At 41.8% G+C, this 20,997-nt stretch carries 21 protein-coding genes and 1 pseudogene; 17 read left to right on the top strand and 5 right to left on the bottom strand.

Features of this window, described 5'->3' with window-relative positions:
* Positions 1-208: 208 nt before the first annotated feature.
* From AC1F2U_RS00930 to fabD, 6 genes are all read left to right on the top strand, one after another.
* Positions 209-1,375 (top strand): EcsC family protein, encoded by a 1,167-nt coding sequence (locus tag AC1F2U_RS00930; protein WP_480259430.1) that lies wholly within the window; start codon positions 209-211, stop codon positions 1,373-1,375.
* Between the two features lie 489 nt (positions 1,376-1,864).
* A complete protein-coding gene (locus AC1F2U_RS00925; protein ID WP_480259429.1) occupies positions 1,865-3,346 on the top strand; it encodes a leucyl aminopeptidase in 1,482 nt (493 codons plus the stop codon).
* Positions 3,322-3,585: a hypothetical protein gene (locus AC1F2U_RS00920; protein WP_480259428.1), complete on the top strand. Its 264-nt coding sequence runs from the start codon at positions 3,322-3,324 to the stop codon at positions 3,583-3,585. The genes AC1F2U_RS00925 and AC1F2U_RS00920 overlap by 25 nt, the downstream gene beginning before the upstream one ends.
* A gap of 57 nt (positions 3,586-3,642) precedes the next feature.
* A complete protein-coding gene (gene plsX, locus AC1F2U_RS00915) occupies positions 3,643-4,665 on the top strand; it encodes a phosphate acyltransferase PlsX (protein WP_480259427.1) in 1,023 nt (340 codons plus the stop codon).
* A 141-nt stretch (positions 4,666-4,806) separates the two neighbouring features.
* Positions 4,807-5,799, top strand: a complete 993-nt coding sequence (locus AC1F2U_RS00910) for a beta-ketoacyl-ACP synthase 3 (RefSeq protein ID WP_480259426.1) — start codon at positions 4,807-4,809, stop codon at positions 5,797-5,799.
* Between the two features lie 146 nt (positions 5,800-5,945).
* On the top strand, positions 5,946-6,827 hold the full coding sequence (fabD, locus tag AC1F2U_RS00905; protein WP_480259425.1) for an ACP S-malonyltransferase: 882 nt from the start codon (positions 5,946-5,948) through the stop codon (positions 6,825-6,827).
* A gap of 5 nt (positions 6,828-6,832) precedes the next feature.
* On the opposite strand, the gene AC1F2U_RS00900 is transcribed toward fabD, so the two are convergent.
* Together AC1F2U_RS00900 and AC1F2U_RS00895 are read right to left on the bottom strand one after the other, a co-directional pair.
* Positions 6,833-7,015, bottom strand: coding sequence for an ATP-binding protein (locus tag AC1F2U_RS00900; protein WP_480259424.1), 183 nt, complete (start codon positions 7,013-7,015; stop codon positions 6,833-6,835).
* 11 nt (positions 7,016-7,026) lie between these two features.
* Positions 7,027-8,128, bottom strand: a pseudogene (locus AC1F2U_RS00895) (protein kinase domain-containing protein); the annotation flags it as partial.
* A gap of 134 nt (positions 8,129-8,262) precedes the next feature.
* Here AC1F2U_RS00895 and AC1F2U_RS00890 point away from each other — a divergent pair.
* The 10 genes from AC1F2U_RS00890 (at position 8,263) to AC1F2U_RS00845 (ending at position 18,693) form a co-directional block, all read left to right on the top strand.
* Positions 8,263-8,901: a lysophospholipid acyltransferase family protein gene (locus AC1F2U_RS00890; protein ID WP_480259423.1), complete on the top strand. Its 639-nt coding sequence runs from the start codon at positions 8,263-8,265 to the stop codon at positions 8,899-8,901.
* 208 nt (positions 8,902-9,109) lie between these two features.
* Entirely contained in the window at positions 9,110-10,147 is a 1,038-nt protein-coding gene (locus tag AC1F2U_RS00885) for an AI-2E family transporter (protein ID WP_480259422.1), read from the top strand.
* Positions 10,148-10,224: 77 nt separating this feature from the next.
* Positions 10,225-10,521, top strand: a complete 297-nt coding sequence (locus AC1F2U_RS00880; protein ID WP_480259421.1) for a DUF2288 domain-containing protein — start codon at positions 10,225-10,227, stop codon at positions 10,519-10,521.
* A gap of 192 nt (positions 10,522-10,713) precedes the next feature.
* Positions 10,714-13,167 carry an endonuclease MutS2 gene (locus tag AC1F2U_RS00875; protein ID WP_480259420.1) on the top strand — a complete coding sequence of 818 codons (2,454 nt, stop codon included), beginning with the start codon at positions 10,714-10,716 and terminating at the stop codon, positions 13,165-13,167.
* A 14-nt stretch (positions 13,168-13,181) separates the two neighbouring features.
* Positions 13,182-13,832 carry a Uma2 family endonuclease gene (locus AC1F2U_RS00870; protein WP_480259419.1) on the top strand — a complete coding sequence of 217 codons (651 nt, stop codon included), beginning with the start codon at positions 13,182-13,184 and terminating at the stop codon, positions 13,830-13,832.
* Positions 13,833-14,042: 210 nt separating this feature from the next.
* The gene (locus tag AC1F2U_RS00865) at positions 14,043-14,351 is read left to right on the top strand and encodes a hypothetical protein (RefSeq protein ID WP_480259418.1); all 309 of its coding nucleotides are present in this window, start codon (positions 14,043-14,045) and stop codon (positions 14,349-14,351) included.
* A gap of 3 nt (positions 14,352-14,354) precedes the next feature.
* Complete coding sequence (locus tag AC1F2U_RS00860; RefSeq protein ID WP_480259417.1) at positions 14,355-14,936, top strand: leucine-rich repeat domain-containing protein; 582 nt, start codon at positions 14,355-14,357, stop codon at positions 14,934-14,936.
* 736 nt (positions 14,937-15,672) lie between these two features.
* Complete coding sequence (locus AC1F2U_RS00855) at positions 15,673-16,278, top strand: DUF3038 domain-containing protein (RefSeq protein WP_480259416.1); 606 nt, start codon at positions 15,673-15,675, stop codon at positions 16,276-16,278.
* Positions 16,279-16,527: 249 nt separating this feature from the next.
* Positions 16,528-18,132 carry a DUF4335 domain-containing protein gene (locus tag AC1F2U_RS00850; protein ID WP_480259635.1) on the top strand — a complete coding sequence of 535 codons (1,605 nt, stop codon included), beginning with the start codon at positions 16,528-16,530 and terminating at the stop codon, positions 18,130-18,132.
* Positions 18,133-18,408: 276 nt separating this feature from the next.
* Positions 18,409-18,693 (top strand): YiaA/YiaB family inner membrane protein, encoded by a 285-nt coding sequence (locus AC1F2U_RS00845; protein ID WP_480259415.1) that lies wholly within the window; start codon positions 18,409-18,411, stop codon positions 18,691-18,693.
* Between the two features lie 119 nt (positions 18,694-18,812).
* Here AC1F2U_RS00845 and AC1F2U_RS00840 read toward each other — a convergent pair whose 3' ends face one another.
* The 3 genes from AC1F2U_RS00840 to AC1F2U_RS00830 are packed head-to-tail and all read right to left on the bottom strand — an operon-like array spanning position 18,813 to position 19,909.
* The gene (locus tag AC1F2U_RS00840; RefSeq protein WP_480259414.1) at positions 18,813-19,274 is read right to left on the bottom strand and encodes a ferredoxin; all 462 of its coding nucleotides are present in this window, start codon (positions 19,272-19,274) and stop codon (positions 18,813-18,815) included.
* On the bottom strand, positions 19,274-19,660 hold the full coding sequence (locus tag AC1F2U_RS00835; protein WP_012406942.1) for a DUF1257 domain-containing protein: 387 nt from the start codon (positions 19,658-19,660) through the stop codon (positions 19,274-19,276). The genes AC1F2U_RS00840 and AC1F2U_RS00835 overlap by 1 nt, the downstream gene beginning before the upstream one ends.
* 39 nt (positions 19,661-19,699) lie before the next feature.
* Positions 19,700-19,909 carry a DUF2997 domain-containing protein gene (locus tag AC1F2U_RS00830; protein ID WP_094328129.1) on the bottom strand — a complete coding sequence of 70 codons (210 nt, stop codon included), beginning with the start codon at positions 19,907-19,909 and terminating at the stop codon, positions 19,700-19,702.
* A gap of 542 nt (positions 19,910-20,451) precedes the next feature.
* Here AC1F2U_RS00830 and AC1F2U_RS00825 point away from each other — a divergent pair.
* Positions 20,452-20,997 (top strand): protein-tyrosine phosphatase family protein, encoded by a 546-nt coding sequence (locus AC1F2U_RS00825; protein WP_480259413.1) that lies wholly within the window; start codon positions 20,452-20,454, stop codon positions 20,995-20,997.

Genomic DNA, 20,997 nt, shown 5'->3' with positions numbered 1-20,997 from the left:
AGAAATACTCACTGCCCTAAAAGGTAAAGTGTTGTTGGCATTAGGTTATCAGCTTTAAAATCAGAACCTCTGTCATCCTGTATGTTTATAGTTAAGGCTCCGAATCATTCCTATTTGCTCTGACGAATTGTGCTTATCGAGAGATGTCAAAGCCCCTCAAACTTCGCTAAAACAAAAATAGAGAGGCTTTACAAGATGGTGTCAAGCAATGGCAGACAAACCCCAAAACATAGAAGTGAATAAATTAGTTAATTCACCCAGAGAAACTTCAGAAGTAAAAATCCAGGCTCAATCATCAGTAGAAAAGGAACCGTCTGTATTAGAGTCTTTTGTTGAAACTGTTGCTCAGACTGGCAAAGCAGTTTTAGACACAGCAGTAGGGGTGGGAGAAGCGACGGCAAAAGAAACACACAAGTTAATTGAGCAAACAACTCAAACCAGCGGTCAGGTTGTGAATCGCCTCAGCGAAAATTGGCTGATTAGAAAACTATCTGGAGTATTAAATCTCAATTGGTTAATTAGTGATAATAACCTTGTTGATTTAGAACAAGCAGAAGCGGCGGTAAACAAGCTTAAGAAACAGTATCCAAATGAATCACCCAGCCAGCTTGCTCACCGAATCATGGTGGAAAAAGCAACTCAAGCAGCCACAGTTGGACTAGCCACTAGTATTTTGCCAGGTATAGCAGTTGCATTGTTGGCAATTGATTTAACAGCCACAACAAAATTACAGTCAGAAATGCTTTATCAAATTGCATCTGTCTACGGGCTAGATTTAAAAGATCCTGCTCGGAAAGGTGAAATTTTAGCAATTTTTGGGTTGGCTTTGGGTGGAGGGCGTTTATTGAAAGCTGCGGGATTAGGCTTGCTGCGAAATGTGCCCTTAGCGGGTGCAGTTATTGGAGCTAGTTCCAATGCAACGATGATCTATTCATTGGGGTATGCTGCTTGTAGATTTTACGAAACCAAGCTGGATGAATCTACTTCTCTGGCATCGCCACAGACATTAGCAACATTAAAAGCCGAAAGTGAAAAGTATCTAGAAAGTGCGATCGCTCAAGAAGCCGTCATGGATCAAATCTTAGTTCACATGATTTTGGCTAGCCATCCAGATAAGACTTTGGAAGAAATTTTGCCAGAATTACAAGCTGTAAAACTCAGTCCTACCTCGTTGGATGCCATTGCCCAAAATATCAAATCACCTAAGTCTTTAGATATACTGCTCAATCAGCTGAATCGTGATTTTGCTATACCCTTGCTCGTTCAGTGTGAAAAAATTGCCCAGCTTGACAATAAGACTACACCACTTGAGCAAGAAATAATAGCAGCGATCGCCAGAAAATTTAACATTGATACAAATAAAATTGGGGTATAAGGCATCCCTTCGGCTTCTCTGCGAGACGCTACGCGAACGCTCAGGGCAAGTGGGCATGTGGTAGGAAATATAAAGAGTAAAGTGCATAGCTTCATTAACGAGTAGCAAAGACTCGTTAACGGAGTTCTGAGGTGGATTGACGAGGATCAAAGACTCGTTAACGGAGTTCTGAGGTGGATTAACGAGGATCAAATACTCGTTAACGGAGTTCTGAGGTGGATTAACGAGGATCAAATACTCGTTAACGGAGTTCTGAGGTGGATTAACGAGGATCAAATACTCGTTAACGGAGTTCTGAGGTGGATTAACGAGGATCAAATACTCGTTAACGGAGTTCTGAGGTGGATTAACGAGTCTCTAATTCTCTTTCTCCCCAGCCTCTAATCCCTAGTCCCCATCCCCCAATCCCCAATACCAAGTTCCTACACCATTAAACAAGAATTTTGAGCAATACTGGTACAAGAAGGAATATTTACACAAAATCCCAAAATGACAATTCAACCCAGTGATAAGCCTTTACTAGAGTGGGCAGGCGATAGTTTGGCAATTGGATTATTTGAAGATGCAGTAGAGTTAACCGGAGAACTAGCTACTTTAGATCAAAAGTTTTCTGGGGTATTAAAAGAACTGATTACTGAAGAAGAATTTAAAGGTAAAGCCAATAGCACTATTTTCACCCGTGTAAATGCTGGTAGCCCAGTGCGGAAATTGATTTTGGTCGGTTTAGGTAAACCAGATGCACTAAAACTAGATACTCTGCGCCGCGCTGCTGCGGCTGTAGCCAGGGTAGGAAAAAAGCAAAAAAGCAAAATTCTGGGTTTTAGTTTTCCATTGTGGAATAACGATCCAGCAGCAAGTGCCCAAGCGATCGCAGAAGGTGTGGAATTAGCACTTTACCAAGATATTCGCTTTAAATCCGAACCAGAAGATAAAGGTTCACAAATAGAAAGTATAGATTTACTGGGTTTCGGTGGACAAGAAGCTGCCATTACCCGCGCCAATCAAATCGTTTCTGGGGTAAATTTGGCACGGCAATTAGTGGCAGCACCAGCCAACGCAGTCACACCAATTACTTTAGCCGAAACTGCTCAAGCGATCGCCAAGGAATACGGTTTACAACTAGAAATTCTAGAAAAAGAAGACTGCGAAAAGTTGGGCATGGGTGCATTTTTGGGAGTAGCCCAAGCTTCCGATTTGCCACCGAAATTTATTCACCTAACTTACAAGCCAGAAGGTACACCCAAAAAGAAATTAGCAATTATTGGTAAAGGTGTAACCTTCGATTCCGGCGGACTCAACATTAAAGGTGCTGGTAGCGGCATCGAAACCATGAAGATGGATATGGGGGGTGCAGCTGCTACCTTGGGGGCAGCAAAAGCAATTGCTCAAATTAAGCCAGATGTTGAAGTTCACTTCATCTCAGCAGCGGCTGAAAACATGATTAGCGGTCACGCCATGCACCCTGGAGACATTCTCACAGCATCAAACGGCAAAACAATCGAAGTGAACAACACCGACGCTGAAGGACGTTTGACCCTCGCAGATGCCTTGGTGTATGCCGACAAATTGGGATTAGATGCGATCGTTGATTTAGCCACCCTGACTGGTGCCAACGTCATTGCCTTGGGTGATGATATTGCTGGTTTGTACACTCCCGATGATGGTGTTGCTTCCCAAATCGAAAAAGCTGCGGAAACTTCAGGAGAAAAGATTTGGCGGATGCCAATGGAAGAAAAATATTTTGAAGGCTTAAAGTCTGGTATTGCGGACATGAAAAATACAGGCCCGCGTCCAGGTGGTGCAATCACCGCTGCCCTTTTCCTCAAGCAATTTGTCAAACAAACCCCTTGGGCGCACATAGATATTGCTGGCCCAGTATGGACAGATAAAGAAAATGGTTACAACAGCGCAGGGGCAACTGGTTACGGCGTTCGGACGCTAGTTGATTGGGTGTTGGGGATTGGGGAATAGGAAGCAGGGGAGCAGGGGAGCAGGGGAGCAGGGGAGCAGGGGAGCAGGGGAGCAAGAAAGAAGTTGCAGTCAGTTTCCCGCCCCTTTGCCCCTCTGCACCTCCGCCCCTCTGCTCCCTTGCCCCTCTGCCCCTCTGCCCAATGCCCTCCTCCTACTACCGAACAATTCGTGCTATCTTGAGCTTGCCAGTAAAAATTGTTGCAATAGTAACAGAATTAATTTGGCGGTCAGAAAATTAAGCTTTTTCGGGCATTGCCATCTGGTAAAATTTGTAAGGTTTCTAGAAGCTGTGAGCAATGGGATCGACTCGTGTACGGATCGCAATTGACGCAATGGGAGGGGATCATGCACCCGGTGAAATCGTTGCTGGCGCATTGCGAGCAAGAGAAGAATTGGGTGTAGATATATTTTTGGTTGGCGATCCCCAACAAATAGAAGCTGCCTTGCCATCAAAAACAAGTTTAGGGCAGGTAGAGATCGTGAATGCTGAAGAAGCGATCGCGATGGATGAGGAGCCTTTAAATGCAGTTAGACGCAAACGCAAGGCTTCTATCAATGTAGCGATGGATTTAGTCAAGCAGCAAAAGGCAGATGCCGTATTTTCAGCGGGTCACTCTGGGGCAGCTATGGCATCAGCTTTGCTCCGCTTAGGAAGATTGCCAGGAATAGATCGCCCAGCGATCGGGACAGTTTTTCCCACAATTATTGCTGGTAAGCCAGTGCTGGTACTTGATGTTGGCGCAAATGTAGATTGCCGCCCTAAGTTTTTAGAGCAGTTTGGCGTTATGGGATCGGCTTACAGTAAGTATGTCTTGGGTACAGATGAACCGAAGGTGGGTTTGCTGAATATCGGTGAAGAAGACTCTAAAGGCAATGATGCAGCCGTCCGCGCCCACCAACTGCTACGCGAAAATTCCCAAATTAATTTTATTGGTAATGCTGAAGGGCGTGATGTGCTATCCGGTCGCTTTGATGTGATTGTCTGCGATGGCTTTGTAGGCAATGTACTGTTAAAATTTGCCGAAGCCGTTGGAGAAGTGATTCTGCAAATTCTGCGGGAAGAATTACCCCAAGGATTGCACGGTCAAATCGGTTCCGCACTCTTAAAACCCAACTTGAAGCGGATTAAGCAGCGAATGGATCACGCAGAACATGGTGGTGCTTTACTACTAGGCGTGGCAGGAGTCTGTTTTATCGGTCACGGTAGTTCCCAAGCACCTTCAATTTTCAATGCAATTCGCATGGCAAAAGAAGCTGTTGACAACGAGGTGATACAACGAATTCAGTCCCAATATATCCTAGAGCGCGAGAGTGGTTAGTCATTGGTCATTAGTCATTGGTCATTGGTCATTAGTCATTCGTCATTTGTAAAGGACAAAGGACAACTGACAAAGGACAACTGACAAGGGACAAAGGACAAAGGACAAAAGACAAAAAGCTGATAGCTTGGGAGATTAGGAGTGCAAAACTTAGGCGTAGCAATTACCGGAAGCGGCTCGGCAGTACCAGCGACTTCCCTACACAACCAGACATTGAGTGAACTAGTTGAAACATCAGATGAGTGGATCGCGACAAGAACGGGAATTCGTGAGCGTCGATTAGCTCTGCCTTCTGAGTCCTTGAGTGTACTCGCTACTGCCGCTAGCAGTCAGGCGATCGCAGCTGCGGGAATTAAACCAGAAGACCTAGACCTGATTCTGCTAGCGACTTCCACCGCTGATGATTTGTTTGGTAGTGCTTGTCAAGTACAAGCGCAATTGGGAGCCACTAATGCAGTCGCCTTTGACTTGACCGCTGCCTGTTCCGGCTTTGTGTTTGGTTTGGTTACAGCAGCCCAATACATTAGAACTGGTGTCTATAGAAACGTACTATTGATCGGGGCAGATATACTCTCTCGCTGGGTAGATTGGGAAGATCGGCGGACTTGTGTATTGTTTGGTGATGGTGCCGGGGCAGTGGTGTTACAGGCTGCCAAAAGCGATCGCTTATTAGGATTTGCACTTAAAAGTGATGGTACTCAAAACCATTACCTCAACCTTGCTTATGCAGGAACTTCTCAAGAACTGGTGACTGATGTAAATATCACCAAAGGCACTTACCAACCAATTACGATGAACGGCAAAGAAGTCTATCGTTTTGCTGTCCAAAAAGTGCCAGAAATAATTGATAAAGCTTTGTTTCAAGCCAACCTTAGCGTTGACCAGATAGATTGGCTGATATTGCATCAAGCCAATCAGCGGATTATCGATGCCGTTGCCCAACGCCTGAATATCCCAGAACATAAAGTTATTAGTAATCTCGCCCATTACGGCAATACCTCAGCTGCTTCCATCCCCTTAGCTTTAGATGAAGCAGTACGACAAGGTAAAATTCAAACCAATGACATCGTTGCTACATCCGGCTTTGGTGCCGGTCTTACCTGGGGCGCGGCAATCTTTCAATGGGGAAGATAATATATTGTCCTTTGTCATTAGTCCTTTGTCTTTTGTTATTCACTAATGACCAACGACAAATGACCAATACTTCGGCTTCTCTACGAGACGCTACGCGAACGCTCAGTACAAGTGACAAATGACCAATGACAAATGACTATTGACAAATGACAAAAACTGCATGGGTGTTTCCCGGACAAGGTTCCCAAACGCTGGGAATGGGAATGGATTTACTAGATATACCGTCCGCTAAAGACAAGCTTGCCAAAGCTGAGGATATTTTGGGCTGGTCTGTAACTGAAATTTGTCAAACTCAAGAAGATAAGTTATCACAGACGCTGTATACTCAGCCAAGTCTTTATGTGGTTGAAAGCATTCTTGCTGACCTGCTTCGAGAACGAGGACATCAGCCAGATTTAGTTGCTGGTCACAGTTTGGGAGAATATACTGCTCTTTATGTAGCGGGTGTCTTTGAGTGGTCAGCTGGTTTATATCTGGTGAAGCGTCGTGCAGAACTTATGGATAGTTCCATCGATGGGATGATGGCAGCTTTGATGAACTTTGACCGCGAACAGCTAGAAAAAGCCATTTCTCTAACGCCTGATGTCGTGATAGCAAATGATAATAGTTCGGCTCAGGTGGTAATTTCAGGCACGACTGAGGCTGTACAAGCGGTGATGACTCAAGTTAAAGCAAAGCGTGCGGTTCCCCTAAAAGTTTCTGGAGCATTTCATTCACATTTAATAGCACCAGCAGCTGCGGAATTTCAAGACATTTTAGAATCTGTGGAATTTCAACCCGCGATTGTGCCAGTGCTGTCTAATGTCGAACCAATTCCGTCTATTGATGCTGAGATGTTAAAGCAACGCCTGAACAAACAAATGACTGGTTCTGTAAGATGGCGAGAAATTTGTCTGCAATTACCAGCCAACGGTATCGAGCGAGTAATGGAAATTGGCCCTGGTAAAGTATTAACTGGCTTGATTAAACGTAATAGCCCTGATTTAATTTTACAAAATATCCAGAGGGCTAATGATTTACCTGTTTAATTCCTTTATAAATTAATTTCAATTACAAATTCTGCACCCTTACCCAGAACAGAGTTCAAAGTCAATTTACCGTTGTGGGTTTCTTCAACGATTTGACGAGCGATCGCTAATCCTAATCCCGTGCCTTTACCCACGCCTTTGGTAGTAAATAAACGATCAAAAATCTTATGTTTTACTTCAGAAGTCATCCCATTTGCATTTGCAATCGGTCATATTTGCCTTTAATAAAATAACCACGTTGGCGCACAATCGGTTTATGAACTTCGTTAACAACGGCAGTTTTACCAATACCTGAAAAACCAGCTAGCAATATCATTTCAGTTGTATTTTTGCTAACTCTTTCAAATGCTTCGAGTAGGGTGGCTATTTCGGCTTCTCGTCCATATAATTTATCAGGGATAGTAAAGCGATCGCACACATCCCTTTGGGCAATTTCAAAGTTTTCAATCCTACCAGTTTCTTTTAACTGATGTAAACATTTTTCTAAATCAAATTTCAGTCCTAATGCACTCTGATAGCGGTCTTCAGCATTTTTCGCCATTAATTTCATCGCCATATTACAAAGAACTTGGGGAATCTTTTCCCAATTCCCTAAAAGTTGTGGAAGTTTTGCAATATGACTATGTACCAACTCCATCGGGTCGTTTGATTGAAATGGTAATTCTCCTGTTAGCAATTCGTAAAAAGTGACACCCAAAGAATAAAAGTCGGTGCGGTAATCAATTTTGCGATTCATTCTGCCAGTTTGTTCTGGAGAAATATAAGCAAGTGTCCCTTCTAATACATTGGGACTTATTAGCGTTTGGGTTTCCCGTGGCAGTAAAGATCAATACTAAAGTCAATTAATTTAACTTGTTTTGTTTGTGGATTAATTCAAATATTCGCGGGTTTAATATCTTTATGAATATGCGCGAACGGTACAGTATATCTAAGATATTGCATAGGGCGATCGCTATTTATAAAAATTCTTCTAGAAAGGTGATATATCGCCTCTCTACAGAGATGAAATAATCTTTAAGAGAAATCCCTCCAAAATCTTCCATCACCAACGCATAGCTATTTTGATACAGTTTCAGGCTGTAGGTTTGAATTATCAGAGGTGAGTTGAGATTTTTAGCTATGGTGTATTGATTACGAAACGACAAGAGTTCGCTTAAACTCGGATAAGGATTTTTCAATAATTTAATCACTACAGGTTCTCGATCGGTTTCTCGATAACCGCGATAAACCAGCGTTCGAGAACCGTTGTAAAGTTGTTCGCTAACCTTGTATCCAGGAATACTGACTGTAGTAATAAACATACTGTTAAATCCTAAAGATTTCCAGATTTAGTGTTCCCAGATGGGTGCAGCAATTCATCTCTATAGCTTTTTTGCGTTTGATCTGGGCGTTGCGATCGCTTATGCTAAATTCAGTTTGATTTGCATTATTTTCTGTGGACAAAAACCGCGAACCGTCGATCAGTCTGGCACTTTACCACGCCTTTAAATGGTCAGTCGTCAGCCCCATGCTTCACGCTTATTTTCGGGGCCATATTTATGGTGCGGAAAATGTCCCCAAATCAGGGCCTCTATTAGTAGTAAGTAATCACGCTAGTTACTTCGATCCGCCGATTGTCTCTAATTGTGTACGTCGTCCGGTGGCGTATATGGCTAAGGAAGAGTTATTTAATATCCCTGTTTTGGCGCAAGCGATTAAATTGTACGGTGCTTACCCAGTGAGTCGGGGAAATGCCGATCGCAATGCCATCCGTTCCGCCCTAGAATATCTCAATAAAGGTTGGGCTGTCGGTGTTTTCTTGCAAGGTACTCGCACCCTAGATGGTCGAATTACAGACCCCAAAAGAGGCGCACTGCTGCTGGCGGCGAAAGCAAAAGCCCCAATATTGCCAGTGAGTGTCTGGGGTACTGAGAAGATTTTACAAAAAGGCTCGTCCCTACCTCACGCAGTTCCCATCACCATCAGAATTGGTAACTTGATTGATGCTCCTAGTTCCAGTAATAAAGAGGAATTGGAAGCTTTGACACAAAAGTGTGCCACAGTCATAAATGAAATGCATGATTTAGGAAGATGAGTTAGACACGCAAGAGATGTATGCTTTAGGGAGGTAGCGATCGCTATTAGATTACTTTAATCTTAAACTCTATTCCTCTAGCAATAAAGTAAAAGACTTCCAACAAATAACTCTCAATCTTACAGGGCGGCTAAGTTTATCACGCTAAACAACTAGCGTTTTTATGGCTTAATTACGACGAATTACGAATTATGAATTATGAATTATTATGAGCGGCTTTGAAGCCAAGAATTTTTGGGAGCGATTAAATAATCTGGCATTAGTTCGCTTTTTGCTTTTGCTTGCTTCTGGCTGGGCAATTGTACAACTTTTAGCTTATTTTGAATCGGTCATTGTTATTTTTACATTTGCAGCAATTTTAGCTTTTTTGCTCAGTTATCCCGTACAAGGGCTGCGGCGTTTTTTGCCCCACAGTATAGCTGTTGGTGTAGTTTTCTTGCTCAGTATTGTGATTATAGGCGGTCTGATAATTACTGTGAGCTTAACGGTTTTATCTCAAGGACAACAATTAATTAATAGTATTACTGCATTTTTAAATTCTTTAGTACCTTTATTAGAGGGAATAGAAGGATTTTTGCGTAACCGTAATTTACAGATAGATTTAAGTTTTATTGAAGAACAATTGCGAAATCAAGCTGTATCAACTCTTGTAACTAGTTTAGCCATTCTACAAGGGTTTATGACAAATTTTGTAACTTTTATATTGATTGCAGTTGTGGCTTTTTTCATGCTATTGGATGGAGATAAACTGTGGAATTTTATTTTAAAAATAGTACCAAAACAGCGCCGTAATAAATTTACAAATATCATCAGAAAGTCTTTTTTAGGATTTTTTAGAGGTCAGTTGCTATTAAGTGGATTTTTAACAATTTCGACGTTCCTAGTTTTTTTAATATTAAAAGTGCCTTTTGCTTTGATATTGTCAATAATAGTCGGAATTGTTGATATTATTCCTGGTATAGGGGCAACATTAGGAGTAAGCACAGTTACTCTATTCGTGTTGTCTCAAGGTGTATGGTTAGCAGTCAAAGTATTAATAGCTTGTATTGTCCTCCAGCAGATACAAGACAACTTGATTGCGCCTAGAATTATGCAAGGCGCGCTCAATCTTAATCCTGTAGTGGTGTTTTTTGCTTTACTAGTAGGGGCTAGAGTAGCAGGATTATTAGGTGTTTTTATATCTATTCCCATAGCTGGAGTAATTGTGTCTTTATTTGAAATAGATGAAATGAAATCTGAAGTTTAGTTATTGGTCATTTGTCAGGAACTCGGAACTAGTGAATAATGTAAAAATAGCCATTTACAAATAAACATTGGGAAGTAATGTCGGATTTAAGAGCGGAATTAACAGAAATTTTGGATGAGGCAGAGTGGGAATGGTTAATTCCTCATGTACAACGAGATGCAGTAATTTTGGTGGCGCTTGAGCTAGACTTGGTGGATGTTGGAGTAGCGATCGCCAGTGATAACATTCCATCAGTGGAACAGTGGATTGATAAACAATTGATTACCAAACCCACAACAGTACAAGTGGGAGAATGGAATGGCGATCGCAATAAGCGATTTAATACTCTCATCGTTCAACCTTACGTTTTAGCCCAAGAAATAGTTGCTGCCTAATTCGTTTCTGTATTGTTTTCGATGGCAGTATTGGGGTATTTTCTCAGAAAAGATATTTGAATGTGCCAGTTATTACTTGGCTGTTGCCACGGACTAGCTGGCTGATTGAATTAAAGCAAAATTTTCTCCTTTAAGATTTAGCCATCTAGGAGCTAGAATTGTTACCATAATTTCAGATTAGATGTTGAAACCTTGATCCAATCTGAAACCTTAGAATTATTAGAATGGCATCGCCTGTGCCAGCACCTTGCTACCTTTGCCGCAACTAAGCTGGGGGCGACAGCTGCGCGTCATCTGAAAATACCTGATTCTCAGACCCAAAGCGAACTGTTGTTAGAGCAAACCAAAGAAGTCTACCAACTGGAAACTCGCCTGACCACGGGACTGTCATTTGAAGGAATTCAAGATATTGGCGATTCCCTAGAACGAGCAGAACGCAGTGGAGTTTTAGCAGGAGAAGAACTGTTAGCGATCGCTACCACCTTGGCTGGTGCCAGAAATTTGCGCCGTGTCATCGACAATCAAGAAGATTTGCCGATATTGACTGATTTGGTTGCCGATTTGCGGACTTATCCCGAACTAGAACAGGAAATTCACCGCTGTATTGATGAACGGGCCCAGGTAACTGACCGCGCGAGTCAAAAACTGGGAGAAATTCGCACAGACTTGCGGCGAGTACGCAGCCAAATTACTCAAAAGCTGCAAAATATCTTACAGGCAAAATCTGGCGCAGTTCAAGAACAGCTGATTACCCAACGCAGCGATCGCTTTGTTATCCCCGTAAAAGCACCTCAAAAAGATGCCATCCCCGGTATAGTCCACGATACCTCTACCAGCGGTGCCACCCTATATGTGGAACCGAATTCAGTAGTGCCTCTAGGCAACCAACAGCGGCAGATTATCAGAAGAGAGCAAGCTGAAGAAGAAGCAATTCGCCGCGTTTTGACGGAACAAGTAGCCGCAGTCAAACCAGATTTAGAGAGATTGTTAGCGATCGCTACTACTTTGGATTTGGCAACCGCTAGATCGCGATATAGTTTCTGGCTAGGAGCCAATCCCCCGCGATTTATCCAGCGCGAAGACAGGGAAATGATTACCTTGCGGAACTTACGACATCCTCTGTTAGTGTGGCAGCAACAGCACGAACAAGGGCAACCAGTAGTTCCTGTAGATTTGCTGATCAGTCCGCAAATTCGGGTAGTGACAATTACCGGGCCAAATACTGGTGGTAAAACTGTAACCTTAAAAACTTTGGGGTTAGCAGCATTGATGGCCAAAGTGGGTTTATTTGTCCCCGCCCGCGAACCAGTAGAAATACCTTGGTTTGATAAGGTGTTGGCAGATATTGGCGATGAACAATCCTTACAGCAGAGTTTATCCACATTCTCTGGACACATCCGCCGAATTAGTCGGATTTTAGAGGCATTGGGGAATGGGGAAGCAGAAGAGCAGGAGAGTAGCACTTCGGCTACGCTCAGTGACCGAGGAGTAGAGGGGGAACTTCCTGCTTCTAACTCAGCACTCGTTTTACTTGATGAAGTCGGCGCAGGAACCGATCCAGTGGAAGGTAGTGCTTTAGCGATCGCCTTGTTGCAATATCTCGCCAACCATTCCCAGCTAACGATCGCTACCACTCATTTCGGCGAACTAAAAGCCCTGAAATACGAAGACGATCGGTTTGAAAATGCCTCTGTAGAATTTGACGAAAGTACTCTGTCGCCTACTTACCGTCTGCTGTGGGGCATCCCTGGACGTTCTAACGCTCTGACAATTGCCCTGCGCTTGGGATTAAAACCAGAAGTGGTACAACAGGCAAAAACCCAAGTTGGAGAAGCCACAGATGAAGTTAACCAGGTAATTGCTGGGTTAGAAGCGCAACGCCGCCGTCAAGAAACCAAAGCTGCGGAAGCCCAAGTTTTGTTGCAGAAAGCGGAACGTTTATATAAAGAAGTATCTGCAAAAGCCGCAAGTTTGGAGGAAAGGGAAAGCAGTTTGCGGGCTTCACAAGAAGTAGCAGTGCAACAAGCGATCGCTCAAGCAAAAGGTGAAATTGCCCAAGTAATTCGCCGCTTGCAGAAAGGTACGCCTACAGCCCAAGAGGCCCAACAAGCAACTAATGCTTTAAATCAAATTGGCCAGCAATATCAGCCAGCAACGCCAGCAAAACCCAAAGTTGGGTTTATGCCCAAAGTAGGCGATCGTGTCCGCATTCCAAAATTGGGACAGATAGCAGATGTGATCGCCGCCCCCGATGCAGATGGCGAGTTAAGCGTTCGCTTTGGGCTAATGAAGATGAACGTGAAGTTAGAAGATATAGAATCTTTAGATGGTCAAAAACCCGAACCAGTCGTCAAAGCTAAACCAGCCCCAGCAGCAGTAACCCCCCCACCGCCAGCTGTACCAGAAATTCGGACTTCCAAAAATACCATTGATTTGCGTGGTAAACGGGTAGCTGATGCCGAATACATTTTAGACAAAGCCATTTCGGAAGCTACAGGCCCAGTCTGGATTATTCATGGTTACGGTACTGGCAAACTGCGACAAGGAGTTCACGCATTTTTGCAACAGCATCCCAGAGTGAACAACTACGAACCAGCAGAACAAGCAGATGGCGGCACTGGTGTTACCGTTGCTCACATAAAATAAAAAGCAGGAATGCTATGTTACTTGAACTCAATCAACTAATTGTTAGAGCCGGTCATCAGTTGTTGATTAAAGATGTCTCCTGGTCGGCATACAAACGCATTTTAGCAGAATTAGGAGACAATCGCAGTTCGCGGATAGGTTACAGTCAAGGGGTGCTAGAAATAATGGCTCCATTGCCAGAGCATGAAGTAGCTAAAGTTATTATTGGCGACTTGGTAAAAGTTTTATTAGAAGAACTCGATCTGGAATTTTGGAGTTTGGGTTCTACGACTTTTGATAAGGAAAGTATGGATGCTGGGGTAGAACCCGATGATTGTTTCTATATCCAAAATGAAGCTAAAATTAGGGGCAAAGATAGAATAAATTTAGAAACCGACCCGCCTCCAGATTTAGCTATTGAAATTGATATTACCTCCCGCACTCGTTTCAATAATTATCAAGCTTTAAGAGTACCAGAGCTATGGCGATGGAACGGAAGCAAGTTGGAAATAAATGTGCTATCTGATAGTAAATATCTAGAATCAAATATCAGTTCTATTTTTACTAATCTCCCCATTACCAAAATAATTCCCGAATATTTAATCCTAAGTAAAACTAATGGTAGAAATGTGACAATGAAAGCATTTCGTGCGCGGATAAGACAGCAAATTAGTAGCCCGATTTAGTTGAAATTGTCAGAAATGCCTACTCAAAAAAGTTATGGCTAGTGGGATAAAAATAGTGATATTTTGCTATTTATCCCTTACCAAACTAAACATTAGGAGATTCACGAAGCGTGGTTTACAGGTTAGCAAACCACGCCACTTACCTTTTATCTAATACCTATAAGTACCAGACATTAATATTCTAATTAAATAAGATATATCATAAATTATATGGATATAGAAATAGAAACTCTACAAGAAGCTGAAGCAGTAATTGAAAGTGACATAAGAGCCAAAGTCACGCGACTAGACTTGAGTTTTTCTCATAGGTATAGGTATCCTGTTATTCCTGATTCTATCGGCAACATATTAAACTTAGAAGAATTAACAATTTATAGTAAATCGCACAATATAGTTTATGGAATTGGAGAAATACCAACAACTATTGGAAAGCTAACTAACTTGAAAATACTTAAGATTTATGATTTATGTGAATTAGAATATCTACCTGAAAGTATCGGCAATCTTACAAATTTATAAGTTTTGCACATTGCTGATTGTTCACGCTTGAAAGCAATACCAAACAGTATTGGTAAACTCAAAAATCTTAGGCGGTTAGAGTTGATGGAATCAATGAGACCGCTTGCTAATTTTGAGAATTTATCTGACAATATTGGAGAACTTAGTTCTTTGAAAGAACTGATAATTAACTCTACAGTTATACAATCACTACCTAATACTATAGGTAATCTTAGTAATTTAGATTATTTAGAAATCAGCCGTAATCCCAAAGTACATCAGTTACCAGATACTATTGGCAAACTGCAAAAATTAACAGTTATGAGGCTTGAAAGGGGATTTTTAAGTTCTTTGCCAGAGAGTATTGGTGAATTGCGAAATCTTAGAGAACTAATTATTAATGACAATAAATTAACTCAATTACCAGGGAGTATAGGTGACCTGACTAAGTTAGAAAAATTAGAGCTTATAAACAATCAGCTAACCGGATTACCAGATAGGATGGGGAATTTATCTGGACTTAAGAACAGTATACTTCTCTATGGAAATCCTCTAAAGTCTCTTCCTGAAAGTGTTTTCAACTTACCATTTGAAATAGATTGGTGATGATTATAGAGTGATTCGCTTGGGTGAAGTAATGAAATTAAGCCATATTTAAGCATAGGTTTTGGTAAATGTCTAAACTATTACCTCTGCCCATTAACTTTATAAATGAGTTCTGATATGTGCGTGGTTTGTGGTTAGAGCAATAGTACCAACTAAGTTGGAATAAATCAATCACCCAACATCTTCAAACGCTGACTTTATCAAATTTTTAAGTTTGTCATCAGTTTTATTCATGGAGGCGTCAATCGTCCTGATGTTGCCCAGCCTATACTGAAATAACAGGCTGCACACAAGTAAAACTCAGTTGGGGTAATGTCCAGCAGCAAAAAGTGCCTTTAGCAAACAGGAAAAATATTTGTAGAGTAATTATGTATATATTAAGACCAAGTAATAAATATCAAGAAATTTCAAAATTTAAAAATGCAAACAAATTAGGAGGTATTCTACATAATTACTTAGCGATCGCTAGCGGTTAGCATTTAAAACAATAGTTTATTTATACTCTGATACGTAGCTAACAGCGAAAGTCGGGTAAACCTTAATTAGAATTGATAATTTTTTACTTTGTCGAAAATAAATTTTCATCTAGAGTAAGACAAAGATACCTACTGTTTACCAGATCAAAAAGCTAGCTGAAGCCTCTGGCTCATAGCTATCTATGGGAAACCAAGCTTGATTCTTAAGAGTCTGGTTTCAAAATGGGTAACAGCAACATCCCCTATCAGCTCGATCACCTATGCTTAAAGTTATGCACTCGGCCGCCAACTCAGCCACTCCAAATTCCCATTGGGAGGATTTAATCAAGCTTCCAGCCCCAAACACAGTTCAATGGGACAATATCAAAACCCAATTAGACTTGGTGCTGTTAGCGCTAGAAACCTTAACTGGGATTGGTTCAGAGGCAATGCTTTCGGCGGCAACCGATCTGAATTTAGAGTCAAGAGTGCCAGACCGCGTAGCTTTATGGCGATTGCGCCAATCAAATCCTCTACGCAAAGGTCAAGGAGGGCGAAAAAAGCTAGATGTCGAAGAAGCGCGATCGCTTGTTTTGATCGTCTGCTACCTAGCCAAACAGCACCAGGAATTGATTCGCCGTGCTGTCGGTCTGTTAGAACAAATGGCAGAAAATAACCGGGAACCTCACCAGGCTGCTTTACTTGGAGACTATATTGATGCTTTTTGCAACACCTACCAAGAGCGGATGGAAGAGGACGAGCAAATCTCAACTGATTTACTAACCAACCTGGCCTTAAAACTGCTTGTAGATTTACTTTTTTACAGCGCTCCTGGTGGGCATCGCCGTCTCTGGCTAGCACTTATAGACCGTTCAACAAAATTTTAAATTTTAGATTTGAAATTCCTCAACCAAAATTCGTTTTCAAAAGTTTGCTAGGTCAGGAAACCTTTTTGATGGTCATTAGTTCTTGAGCGATGCACTATCAACAATGCTTCCTGCTTGCACGCCAGTTTGCATAACAGGAGGAACCTGACAAATTTCTGAGTGGAAGAATCCACCGTTCCAACTTTTCTTTGCAAGCAACTGGCTCAATTTTTGCAAAATCCCAATATAGTCTTCTTCGTAGTTCCTGTCATGCCTCTATCAAATTCAGTTATTCGTTGCTACACACCACCGACTTGCACGCTAGAAGTATTCGCGCAAAGCTCAGCTCTGTCCCGTTGGATGGGGAAAACTGTCCTCAAACATTTGAGCTTTGAGCTACGTTTTGACGATCCCCGACTACCAGAAGAACAAAGAGTTCCAATTCGGGGCGATCGCGAGCAACTCGAAGCTTTATGTGATGCTGTCACCAACTATGTACAGCAATTCCTCCAACAGTCTCCAGAAAGCTTTTGGGTCAGTTTCTCCAGTACCCAAGAGTCAAGCACAGCACTAGATGAGCCGGAATTAAAGTCTTCAACAAAAACATTAAATGCTTTTAGTAATCAGATTCCAGGGGCAAATATCCACTTAGAACCAAGCAGCTATTTAACTCACAACCTCTTTCTTGGTTCTCTGGCCAACTATTCATCTGGCCCCGTAATTCAACTCAGTTTACTGCAACTATTTGATTTGGCAAGTGCTTTAGATGAATACTCGACTGATGTGATGGCACTCCCAACTCTCAACAACACGAGTTCGACTCTGAGGTTTCCTGCTTGGGCACCTGTTGCCGCAGTATTAGTATTAGGTATAGGTTTTTTACCCGTTACTTGGCAATATGCTAACAACATTAGAGAAAAGGAACAGCAGACAGCCAAAACTTCAGATTCAACAGCGGTAAAAACTGCTCTAGAACCTTCATCCTCACTAAACTTTCCCACCCCTGAACCTGGGCTAACCCCTCCATCAAATAATTTGCTAGGTTCTACCCCTCCACTTTCCACATCCACTTTACCCCAAGCACCTCTAACAGCCCCTAGTTCTAGTACTTTCTCTGCACCGCCACCAAATACATTGACAATACCTCAAGGGACGACTGCAACCCTTCCTAGTAATCGAGCGATGCCTTCACCATCCAGCAAAATCCCAGGCCAGGAAATTGCCATATTACCAAATCTGGCACAGAATCCAACTGGGTCAAGTTCCCAACCCGGTGCTATCCCCCAACTGCGGAATTTGCCACCCAGACTATCTTCTAACGCCAATAGCTTACCAACTAATATCTCACCAGTTCTGCCTCCATCTCTTGACACCATACCCAATAAGAATCGTCTCAATACCCCAACTCAACCCTCCCCACTAACCTCACAACAGCTAGACGAAAGAATCAGTGCCTTACAGCAATCTTCTGCTGGAGAGAAACCTACTTCACAACTTCCCTCCTCTAGAACTGCTGCTAATAATCCATTTATCGATCAATTAGGGGACGCAGGTAAAAACCCCACATCCAGGGAAGTAGCTACTGGCACATTATTTGACACACCTCAAATAGCAGAAGCTAGACAATACCTAACAAAGCGTTGGCAACCACCTACTGGAATGGGACAAACATTAGAGTACAGTTTGATAGTTGGTGTTGATGGCACAATTGAACGAATTTTCCCCCTTAATAAGGCAGCAAGAGAATTCGTTGATAACGCTGGGATGCCTGAAGTTGGCAAACCTTTTGTTTCCGCTAATAAAAATGGACAAAATGTCAGAATTAGAGTTGTTCTCAGTCCTGATGGCAAGGTACAGACTTTTCCAGATGAATAACTAAACTCATCCTTTCAATGCCACTTGTAAAACTGGTACAAATCTTGTGCCAGTTTCTACTTACTACAATTGTTCTTGAGCTTACCTGTTAAAGTCCAGTTATGAAACTGGTCTTAATATTAATACCAGTAAACCTACCAATAAATATAATTACTGTTAACACCAATTCTCCAAAACTAAACTATAGATACAAGTCTGGAAACCCAGATTAAATCTTACGCTTCTTAATTACGAATTAAGAATTGGTATTAATAACTCATATCAAAGGTAGAAAATATGCAAACAATTGGTACCCAAAAAGATAGTGCAGCTTGGATTATTCAAACTTGGGCAGCTTTTGTAATTTCTATTTCTATGACCACCTTCGGTATTGTAAATTTACCTGTAAATGGCTGGGTGAAAGGCTTTATGGGTATGGGTATGGCTTTCTCTGTTGGCTCAACTTTTACTTTGGCAAAAACTACTAGAGACTTGCACGAAACTAGAAGATTAACCGCTAGGTTAGACGAGGCAAAAGTAGAAAAATTGCTTTCACAACACGATCCTCTAAATTTAAAATGAAGAGAGTTAGCTCTTACAGGGAATTCAAAATTACCCTGACATCAGAAATTAACTACATAACAAAAAATAAAAGGACTGGATATACCAGTCCTTTATTATATTGATTTAAGGTTTTTATCTTAATAACGGGATTTTTTGGTTTTTAACTTTTGCTTTTTACGCCGACGTTCGCTAGCAACAACTGCCTGTTCTACAGGATAACCCACTAAAGGAATTACCTGATATTTGCGCTCGTCTTCTAATTTTCTCAGTTCAGTGTAATCAACCCAGTGAATGCAATCAACCGGACAAGTGTCAATCGCCTCTTGGATAAGTTCCTCAGCGTCCCCATCTTGCCGAACCACGCGCGATCGCCCATAATCTGGTTCAATATAAAAGGTGTTACGCGCAACATGAGCGCAATGCTTGCAACCAATACAGGTGATTTCGTCAACATAAACACCATTTTGGCGCAGGACACCTCCCAATTCCGGTTCTAAACCAGAACGTTCTGGGGCATCCCGTAAAAAACCCCCTAGTTCTGGTTCCAAACCGGAACGGTTATCTTCTTGTTCTTCCGGCGACGGCAGAAAATCAGCCATTACGCACTCCAGCGCTGTACTACCAGGCGAATTGAACCATCTTCATTTTTTTGTTGTTCAGAAACTTGAAAGCCAACACGAGCGGTTTCTTTCACAACTGTTTGATAAGCATAGCGCTGTGTTACTTGGCGTAAAAATCCATCTACAGACAAATCTTGCTGCCAATATTGCAAGTCAGCCACCAATTCATATTCCTTGCCATTCCATCTAAAGCCGATGTCATAGCCATTTTCCTGCTCAATACTAACTTCCGCAGGATGGGTTTGACCGCGATAGCCACGGACTTCTCGTGGGCCGGGTTTCCAGTCTACGCCCAATTCAGTTAAAGCATCTTTCAAAGAATCAAGGTTACGGATTTGAGTCTTAATTTGGCTAAAGTGTGACATGGTGGTTGTGAATTAATAACACTAAACTACTGTGAAAACTTACCAATCGCTGTAAGTGGTGTGTGTATTCGCCACATTAGATTGCTGCACCTTCGCGGCGAAATATTCTGAGGTTGGCTCATGATTAAGTACTTGCCCCAGCTGTGCTTCTATTGCTGCTGTAACTTCAGCGCAAGAATTACCCACAATGCCAGTGACTTTCTCTTGTACCCGACCGTCTGGATAGATTATGAACTCTAATGTCTCCATTCTTTTGGTCAACCAGGATAAGTACGCTTAAATTGTACTGCCTTAGCAGAAGGCTAAAAATATAGCCGTAGGAACATATTTAGATACAAACTTGCCATTTGTTGACTAATGTTCCATGTTTCAACATATATATCTCAGAATCTTTACAAAACTTATTAATATTATAAGCACATACGTCAGTATTTAGTTAGTTTCTCTTAACCTCATTGATTAGTCAAGGTAACAACTGGAGCTAGCAAAGTAAGCTGCAAAAGTCCTAAAAACAAGCGTTAGAGGTAGTATAGCCAGCAAAGCAATTCACAAAAATATAAAATTTCTTGAAAAACTTTATTTTTAGCATTCGTTCTACCTTATTATTTTCCAGGTAGATTATATCAGTACAGTATAACTCTAAAGTAATATAGCGTGTATACGTAGGTATTGTATTAGGACTTTAGATATAGTTACTTTAGCTGGCATCGGCTGTAGAAAGATTTTTAAACTGCCATCGCTATTTTCTGCCATTAGTGAGATTTATCAACCTCGACTCTAGACAGTTAAATATGTACAAATTTGCCCCAGCTTGGGAGAAGGAGCAAATAGTCTTTGGTGCTGCGCGACCTGGACATACTGATAAGAACGTTCAGGATTGGATAGAATTCATCAAGCGTCAAGATATCAAGCGAGTTTGCTGTCTTCTTGCTGAACAACAGCTAGCTTCTTACTCCGATCTTCTAAGCATATATAAACAAGAATTTGGGAATCAGCTAGTTTGTTGGGCACCAATTGCAGATTTCCATCTATGTGATTTAGAAACCCTCACACAGAAAATACTTCCTTTCTTAATAGAAGCTGATAAACAAAATGAGAAAGTTGTTGTACACTGTTCTGGTGGAATTGGACGTACTGGACATGTATTAGCGGCATGGCTAGTTAGTGTCCGAGGATTATCAAATCAAGCTGCAATAAATGCTGTCAAAAAAACAGGTAGAAATCCTTATGAAGCTGCGATCGCTGCTGTATTTAGAGGTAAAAATCCCTTGACAGTTGTAAAAGAACTTGACGTACTTCTGAATGATTGCCGTCTCGCAGTGAATAAAACATTTTGA

It is taken from the genome of Nostoc sp. LEGE 12454, from assembly GCF_056620565.1.
The sequence above is the reverse complement of the archived record's forward strand: the minus strand, read 5'-3'. Positions and strand labels throughout refer to the sequence as shown.

Coding starts and splice junctions, on each gene's coding strand:
- plsX (WP_480259427.1), top strand. CDS start 3,643: ATGGGATCGACTCGTGTACGGATCGCAATTGACGCAATGGGAGGGGAT.
- AC1F2U_RS00845 (WP_480259415.1), top strand. CDS start 18,409: ATGCAAACAATTGGTACCCAAAAAGATAGTGCAGCTTGGATTATTCAA.
- AC1F2U_RS00850 (WP_480259635.1), top strand. CDS start 16,528: ATGCCTCTATCAAATTCAGTTATTCGTTGCTACACACCACCGACTTGC.
- AC1F2U_RS00880 (WP_480259421.1), top strand. CDS start 10,225: ATGTCGGATTTAAGAGCGGAATTAACAGAAATTTTGGATGAGGCAGAG.
- AC1F2U_RS00825 (WP_480259413.1), top strand. CDS start 20,452: ATGTACAAATTTGCCCCAGCTTGGGAGAAGGAGCAAATAGTCTTTGGT.
- AC1F2U_RS00870 (WP_480259419.1), top strand. CDS start 13,182: ATGTTACTTGAACTCAATCAACTAATTGTTAGAGCCGGTCATCAGTTG.
- AC1F2U_RS00855 (WP_480259416.1), top strand. CDS start 15,673: ATGCTTAAAGTTATGCACTCGGCCGCCAACTCAGCCACTCCAAATTCC.
- AC1F2U_RS00930 (WP_480259430.1), top strand. CDS start 209: ATGGCAGACAAACCCCAAAACATAGAAGTGAATAAATTAGTTAATTCA.
- AC1F2U_RS00885 (WP_480259422.1), top strand. CDS start 9,110: ATGAGCGGCTTTGAAGCCAAGAATTTTTGGGAGCGATTAAATAATCTG.
- AC1F2U_RS00925 (WP_480259429.1), top strand. CDS start 1,865: ATGACAATTCAACCCAGTGATAAGCCTTTACTAGAGTGGGCAGGCGAT.
- AC1F2U_RS00900 (WP_480259424.1), bottom strand. CDS start 7,015: ATGACTTCTGAAGTAAAACATAAGATTTTTGATCGTTTATTTACTACC.
- AC1F2U_RS00830 (WP_094328129.1), bottom strand. CDS start 19,909: ATGGAGACATTAGAGTTCATAATCTATCCAGACGGTCGGGTACAAGAG.
- AC1F2U_RS00865 (WP_480259418.1), top strand. CDS start 14,043: ATGGATATAGAAATAGAAACTCTACAAGAAGCTGAAGCAGTAATTGAA.
- AC1F2U_RS00835 (WP_012406942.1), bottom strand. CDS start 19,660: ATGTCACACTTTAGCCAAATTAAGACTCAAATCCGTAACCTTGATTCT.
- fabD (WP_480259425.1), top strand. CDS start 5,946: ATGACAAAAACTGCATGGGTGTTTCCCGGACAAGGTTCCCAAACGCTG.
- AC1F2U_RS00840 (WP_480259414.1), bottom strand. CDS start 19,274: ATGGCTGATTTTCTGCCGTCGCCGGAAGAACAAGAAGATAACCGTTCC.